General features: G+C 76.2%; 3 protein-coding genes. All 3 read right to left on the bottom strand.

Annotation, left to right across the window (positions count from 1 at the left end):
• Positions 1 to 108: 108 nt before the first annotated feature.
• The 3 genes from ACFVVL_RS06635 to ACFVVL_RS06625 are packed head-to-tail and all read right to left on the bottom strand — an operon-like array spanning position 109 to position 7,285.
• Positions 109 to 1,263, bottom strand: a complete 1,155-nt coding sequence (locus tag ACFVVL_RS06635) for an AAA family ATPase (protein ID WP_380294626.1) — start codon at positions 1,261 to 1,263, stop codon at positions 109 to 111.
• Positions 1,260 to 6,434, bottom strand: coding sequence for a hypothetical protein (locus tag ACFVVL_RS06630; protein WP_387671761.1), 5,175 nt, complete (start codon positions 6,432 to 6,434; stop codon positions 1,260 to 1,262). The genes ACFVVL_RS06635 and ACFVVL_RS06630 overlap by 4 nt, the downstream gene beginning before the upstream one ends.
• Positions 6,431 to 7,285 (bottom strand): DUF4132 domain-containing protein, encoded by an 855-nt coding sequence (locus tag ACFVVL_RS06625; protein ID WP_387671759.1) that lies wholly within the window; start codon positions 7,283 to 7,285, stop codon positions 6,431 to 6,433. Before ACFVVL_RS06625 ends, ACFVVL_RS06630 begins: the two co-directional genes overlap by 4 nt.
• Positions 7,286 to 7,417: the final 132 nt, after the last annotated feature.

Genomic DNA, 7,417 nt, shown 5'->3' with positions numbered 1-7,417 from the left:
CCCGCCGGCCGCGCGGCGGGGGGGCTGGGGCGGCCGGGGGGCCCGTCCGGCCCCGGGGGGGGGGGGGCCGGCCGGGCGCCGGGGGGGGGCGCGGGGCCGGCACCGGGGTCAGTGCTCCAGGGCGGAGCGCAGGTCCCACAGGGTGCGCCAGGTGGCGGCGCCCTGTTCGGCGCGGCGGCGGACCGGGCCGTCCCAGTAGCCGAGCAGCCGGGCGGCGTCGGCCGGGTCGTCCTTGCGGACCACGCCGATGAGCTGGCCGGGGAGGCGGCCGAGCAGGTCGCCGCCGTCGGGCAGGTAGGCGGCAGTGACGCCGAGGGCGGTGGCCACCGAGACGGCCTCGGCGGTGCTCATCACGGTGGAGGGGCGTTCGACGTCCCAGCCCTCGGTGGAGCGGCCGGTCCGCAGGTCGCGGAAGGCGGTGACGAGCGCCTCCAGCACCGCGTCGTCCACCGCGAAGGCGGCGCCGGCGCGGGCCACGGCGGCGGTGGACTGGCGGCGGACCAGGTCCACCTCGGCGGCGAGGCTGCCGATCGGGCCGACCGTCTCGAAGTTGAACCGTCGCTTGAGGGCGGCGGACATCTCGCTGACGCCCTTGTCGCGCAGGTTGGCCGTGGCGATCAGGGTGAACCCGGGGACGGCGTGCAGCTGGCCGTCGGGGGTGCCGGCGAGTTCGGGGACGGCGATCCGCCGCTCGGAGAGCAGCGAGACCAGGGCGTCCTGGACCTCGGGCAGACAGCGGGTGACCTCCTCGACGCGGGCGACCGCGCCGGTGGTCATCGCGGTCAGCACCGGGGAGGGCACCAGCGCCTCGCGGCTGGGGCCCTTGGCGAGCAGCAGCGCGTAGTTCCAGCCGTACTTGAGCTGGTCCTCGGTGGTGCCGGCGGTGCCCTGGACGGTGAGCGCGCTGGTGCCGCAGACGGCGGCGGAGAGGAGCTCGGAGAGCATCGACTTCGCCGTGCCGGGCTCGCCGACGAGCAGCAGGCCGCGCTCGCCGGCGAGGGTGACGACGCAGCGTTCGACCAGGGCCCGCTCGCCGACGAACTTCTGCTCGATCGCCAGGCTCTTCCGGCCGGCCTTGAGCTTCTCGCCGCCGCTGCCCATCACGAAGGTGACCACGGCGCGCGGGGTGAGCCGCCAGCCGGGCGGACGCGGGCCGGAGTCGTGGGCGGCGAGGAACTCCAGTTCGGCGGCGTACCGCTCCTCCGGCAGGACGACCTGCCGGGCGGCCGGCCCGGGCGCGGTGGTGGTGGTGGTCGTGGTCATCGGCGGGCCTTCCTGCGCTTGCCGGTCTGGAGCTCTTCGAAGCCGGGGGCGTCCCCGTCGGTGACGCGCTGCCAGGCCCGGGCGAACAGCTCCGGGACGGACAGCTGCGGCAGCGCGGCGTGGTGGGTGGGCAGGTCGTAGAGGCCGGCCTTCCACGTCTCGACGGGCAGGCCGGGGGCCTTGGCCTCCTGCCAGCCGCCGGGGAGGAACAGGCTGCGCCCGGCCCGGGCCCGCTTGGCCTCCACGACCAGCCCGGAGGCGCCGAGTTCGGCGCGCGCCTTCTTCAGCCGGGCCGGCTTCCAGCCCGTCCAGCGGGCGACGTTGCGGTCGGTCGGGTCGGGCAGGGCGAGCAGCTGGAGGTAGAGCACGGCGGCGTCCTCGCCGAGCTCCTTGGCCTTGGCGACCTCGGTGACCAGCTCCGGCACCGTGAGCAGCGGGTGGTGGGGCCAGATCTCGGTCCCGGCGCCGTCCGCCGCCGCGGGGAGCCCGGGCAGGGCGACCAGCCGGTCCAGGGCGCCGTCCAGGAGGGCGGTGAGGACGGACCGCTGGCGGACGAACCAGAAGCTGTCGGCCAGGCCGGCGAGCAGTTCCAGCGCCGGGTCCTGCGGGCCGCCGATGCCCGCCGGGCGCCACCAGATGTACTCCGCCGCGTTGGCTTCGTGCCCGGGCGACAGCACCACGGCCTCGCCGCAGCGGACCAGTCCGTCGGCGTCGGCGCCGCCCTCGGCGGGCAGGCCCCAGCGGGTGCGCAGGACGGCGGCCAGCGAATCGCCCTTGCTGTTGCGGCGCAGCTCGTAGGCGAGCAGCAGCTCCGGGTCGGCCAGGCGGGTGCGCAGCGCCTGGACGGCCGGGGCGAGCAGCGCGCGCAGCGGGCTGTTCCAGGACAGCCGGTAGGCGAGCCAGGCGAGGGCGTCGACGGCCTGGGAGAGGGTGCTGTACTCGGGGACGGCGTCCGGGTCCTCGGGCACCAGGTTGAGCGCGCCCCCGTCGCCCTGGGGGCGGAGCCGCTGGCGGGTGGTGCGGCTCAGCCACGGGGTGTTCGCGACGTTGAGGATCTCCTCGATCCGCTGGATGTGGGTGCCGCTGACGGCGGCCTGGTCCTCGTCGGGCAGGGTGACGATCCGTCCGAGGCGTTCGGTCCAGCGGGCGGCGCCGGCGGCGCTGTCCGGGCCGGTGGTCCAGAGGTCCTCCGGGTCCTCCGGCAGCAGGGCCGCCCAGACCTGGGCGAGGGCGGACCGCTCGCGCCCGCGCAGCCAGTCCCGGGCGGCCTTGGCCTCGGCGGCCTTGAAGCCGTACTCCTTGAGCGCCTCGGCGGGCAGCGGCGAGCCGTACCACTGGACGAGGGCGCTGGTGGGGCTGAACAGCAGGGTGGAGCGGAGGGCGCCGATGCCGGTGCGCTCGCCGAAGTCGGCGGCGCGGTCGGCGCGGTGGGTGATGGCGCCGCGCTCGGCGAGCAGGGCGGTGAACCGGGCGACCCAGTCGGCGCTGACGGTGTCCTCGGTGACGCGCTCGAAGCCGGTGCCGAAGTGGGCGACCGGGCCGAAGGCGCCGCTCGGGTCGTGGTCGACGGCGAGCCAGAAGACCTTGTCGTCGGCGTGGTGGCTGCAGCCGAGGACGATCACGGTGCGCTCGCCGTGCCGCCAGACCTGGCCGGCCCGGTGCTCGTGCTTGTCCTCCCGGCTCTGCCCCTCGCCGAGCGGCTCGGTGAGGCGGACCTCGCGCAGGGTGGCGCCGCGGTCGGCGAGCGGCCCGGCGGTGAGCTCGGTGAGCAGCAGCGCGAGCGAGGCGCGGTGCTCGGCGGAGGTGAGCGGGGCGGCGGCCGCGTAGGCGAGGGTACCGAGGTCGCCGAGCGCGTGCAGCCAGCCGTGGTGGGTGTCCTCGCCGTGCAGGTCGACCCGGTGCGGGGTGCTCCAGCCCTCGCCCTCGGCCGCGGGCGGCTCGGCGAGGACGGCGGTGACCGTCCGGAGGTTGTTGAGCACCCGGTAGGCGACGCTGCGGTCCCAGCTGCGGCCGAAGCCCCCGATCCCGGGCAGCAGCAGGCCGGCGGCCTCGCCGAGCTCGAAGTCGGTGCCGTGCTCGGGCCGGTAGGCGTACGTCGGGGCGCCGGAGGAGTCGGAGGTGCGGGGGGCGTTCTCGGGCTGCGGCAGGTAGCGCGCGATCCCGTCGAGCAGGTGGGCGGCGCTGCGGGCGAGGCCGGTGACGCCGGCCAGCAGCCGCCGGTGGGTGATGCCGGGCAGCAGCTCCGCGACGGCGTCGAGCGGAAGCTCCTCGGCGGCCTTGCCGCTGCTGACCACGGGGCGGCGCACGCCCTGGACGGTGATCCAGCGCTGCTGCGCCGCGGGGACCGGCTCGGCGTCGGTCGGCCAGGCGGCGTCGACGAGGCGGGCGGCCTGCTCGTCGGTGAGGCCGCGCAGCACCGCGGAACCGTGCTCGTCGCGCGGGCGCAGGGCGTGCCAGTGGGCGAGCGGCAGCACGACGGCGGTGCCGGCCGCGCCGAGGCCGCCGGGGTCGCCGGGGTCGAGGTCGGCGGTGAGGCCGGTCGGGTCGGCGGTGACGGTGCCCTCCGCCGCGGAGTCCTCGGCGGCCAGGCCCAGGGTCAGGTCGCGTTGCTGGGTGTCGTGGACCAGCGGGCGTGCGCCGCCGGGCAGGACGAGCCGGCCGCGCGGGTACGTCCGGTTCCGGACCCGGGAGTTGTCGACGACGAGCGTGGTGCCGTCGGCGGTGCCGGTGGTGACCCGTGAGCCGTCGACCCGCACCCAGTGGCCGAGCACGGTGCCGTCGGTGCCGAGCGGGGTGTCCTCCAGGCCGGGCTGGAGCGGCAGCATCCTGGTGCGGTTGACCTCCAGGCGGCCCGCCGCGGCGCCGGCGGCGATCCGCGGCGGCTCGGAGACGCGGCCGACGGTGCCGGTGGCGGGGTCGAACTCGTGCAGGACGTGGCCGCGGTTCCAGCGGGCGGCCCAGTGGCCGGTGCCGTCGGCGAGGAGGTGGTCCTGGTCGGACACCTGGGTGTCGCCGACGTGCAGCGGGCGGTGGCCGCTGCTGCGCCCGCCGCCGGGCAGCGGGAGGGACGGCGTCTCGATCTCGTCGCTGCCGCCGTAGTAGCGGGCGATGGTCTCGCCGCCGAGGTCGAAGACCTCGGCGGGGCGGCCGGACCAGTAGGCGCGCTGCTTGCCGTCCTGGTACCAGGCGACCAGCAGTTCGCCGTCGACGAAGCGGAAGTGGGCGCGCTGGTGGCTCTCCAGCTTGTGGGGGATGCGCAGGGTGTGTTCGAGCACGATGCCCTGCGGTCCGGCCACCACGACCTGGTTGCCGCGGCCGAGCACCAGGTGCGGCCAGGCCTCCTGCAGCGCCAGGCCCTCGGGCAGGTTGCCGCCGTTGCCGACGCCGGGGGCGTCGCCGGCCGCGACGCCGAGCCTGGCGAACGCCTCGTCCAGGGCCGGCCAGCCGAGTTCGTCGAGGATGCCGCCGCGCAGGGCGCGGGCGAGCAGCCCGGCCACGTCGAGGCCGGCGATCCGGGCGGCGGCCGCCGGGTTCTCCTCGCGCACGGCGGTGCGGTGGGCGTTGAGCTCGCGCAGCATCACGGCCGCGCTCTCCAGGCCGCGGACGGTCTCCAGTTCGTCGGTCCGGGCGTCGGACCACTCGACGAACAGCTCGCGCAGCACCGGCCGGGCGGCGAGCCCGCGGTTGTCGACGGTCGTCCAGACGTCGGGGACGGCGGCGCGCAGGGTGGAGCGGAAGCGCGGGTCGGCGGCGACGGCGGCCAGGGTGCGGCCCTCGGCGGACGACGAGGTGACCCAGTGCTGGAGCTGGAGGGTGTGGTCGTCGGCCGGGTCGGCGACCGGGACGCCCTCGGTGAGCAGCAGGTCGAGCAGTTCGAGCTGGGTGGCGCTGCGGCGCACCCCGGTGAAGAGGTCGACCGGGACGGCCTCGGCGCGCAGCCGCTCCAGCATCCGGGTGACCAGGTCGATGGTCACGGTGTTCAGGCCCCGCTGGCGCCAGCCGCGCCCGAGGTGGCTGGTCCAGCGCTGCAGCCAGGCGGCGGCCGGCTCGGGGGCCCCCTCCGCGTCCGCGTCCGTGTCCGCGACCGTGTCCGCGCCGGCGCCGGCGCCGGGCAGCTCGGTGAGCAGCCGTTCGGCACCGCTCTCGGCGAGCAGGGCGAGCCAGGCGGCGTCGTGGACGTCGGCCTCGTCGCTGCCGGCCGGGGCGGGCATCAGCTCCAGCAGGCGGGCGCGGACCGCAGCGTCGCGCTGCCCGAGGGCGACGACGGCTCCGTGCCAGGACTTCCAGAAGGTGGCGGGCGCCCGGTTGACGGCGGGTGAGGCGAGCAGTTCGGCGAGCAGTTCCTGCTCGTTCTCCTCGCGGTCCAGGCCGGCGGCCTTGAGCAGGGCGCGGGCGTCCTCGGCGACCCCCGCGTAGGGGGCCATGCCGGCGGCGGAGCGCTCGGTGCACAGCTGGCGGAAGCGCTGCCAGGCGGTCAGCGGGTCGAGCCGGACGCTCAGTTCCTTGACGTACTGGCGCAGCGCCTTGACGCTGAGCGCGCCGGCCAGGGCGAACTCCAGGAAGACGGCGCGCAGCCGCTCCTCGTCGACGGCGAGGCTGTGGGTGCGCTCGGCCTCGCGGGCCTTGCCGAAGAAGGTGCTGGCGTAGGTCTGGTTGCCCTGTTCGAGGAAGATCCGGCCGACCTGCTCGCAGTAGGTGGGCAGGAAGTGCGGGACGGCGCGGCCGAGCCGCACGGCCAGCTCGTCGAAGCCGTCCTTGGCGTGGCCGGGCTTGGACTTGGCCTGGCGGGCGAGCCGTTCCATCTCCTTGACCAGGGCGAGCGCGTGGTGGCCGTTGGCCGGGTCGTTGACGAGCGCCCAGGCGGGGAAGCCGAGCGCCTCCTGGCGGACCTGGCCGACCTCGGCCGGCTCGCCGTCGGGAACGAGCCCGAGGAAGTCGACGGCGGCGTCCTCGGCGAGGCCGAGCGCGCCGGGCACCAGGCGCACGATCCGGCGCCCGTCGAGGGCGGGGTGGGCGTAGGTGCGGGCGGTCAGCACGTCGGCGGCGCTGTCGGGGCCGCCGACGCCGGGCAGGGTGCCGGGGGCGAGGATCGCCCCGGCCTCCAGCAGCCGCTCGTGGCGGGCCTCGCCGGGCGCACCGGTGGTGCGGTCGGGTCCGGTGGTGGTGCTCATGCGGCTTCCTCCCCTTCGATCGTGCGGCCGGCGTACAGCGCGGCTGCCATCCGCATCCCCTCGGACCAGGCGACCGGTCCGACCTCGGCCAGCGGCAGGACCTTGCCGTCCGGTCCGGTCCAGCTGAGCGCGCCCGTCTCGCACTCGTCGTACTCGTAGTAGTCGCCGACCCAGACCCGCGCCTCCAGGGCGCGGCCGTCCTCGACGACGGGCAGCACGGCGTGTCCGCCGCGGACCCGGTAGCCGAGCCGGGCGCAGCGGCCGATCAGGTCGCGCAGCGCGCCGTAGCGCCCGCCGGCGTAGGTGGAGACCTCGGTGCCGGCCGCGTCGCCGGGCCGGTGCCACACCTCCCGGTACAGCTGCTGGACCTGCTGGGAGACGCCGAGCTCGACGGCGAACTCGCGCAGTTCGTCGAGGTCCTCCAGCAGGACCGGGTGGGGTATCCGCAGTTCGCCGTCGGTGAGGCGCACGGTGTCCCCGTCGAGGTCGACCAGGCCGAGGCCGCGTTCGGCGTCGGCGCCGCGCAGGAATCCGGCGACGGCGCCGCCCGGCCCGGTGACCACCAGGTCGCGCAGGACCTCCTGCCAGGCCTCGTCCGCCCACACGGCGGTGACGACGGCGGCGGGCACTGGCAGCGAGCGGACCATCCACCGCTCGGCGGTCTCCAGGCAGCCGCGGCGGTGCGCCTCCAGCCACTCGGTGAGCTGCTTCAGCCCGACGACCACCGGGTCGTCGTTCAGCTTCGGCGGGACGGACTTCAACAGGCGGCCGGCCGCGTTGCGGCAGACCACCCTGCCCTCCTCGTCGAAGGCGACTTGGTACCCGCCCGTTCCCGTTTCCACCCACGCCACGGCCGCGCTCCTCCCAGCTGGTCAGTGATGGAAGGAACGTAACGGGACACACTGACAACGCCGCCTGCGGGGAGGGGTACTGAGCGGTAGGAAGGCGCGGGGGCAGGGTGGACCCGGGTTCAAACCGCTCGA

The sequence above is a fragment of the Kitasatospora sp. NPDC058115 genome (assembly GCF_042884635.1).
Classification (GTDB): domain Bacteria; phylum Actinomycetota; class Actinomycetes; order Streptomycetales; family Streptomycetaceae; genus Kitasatospora.
Note: the sequence above shows the minus strand (reverse complement) of the source record. Positions and strands in the feature narration are given on the sequence as shown.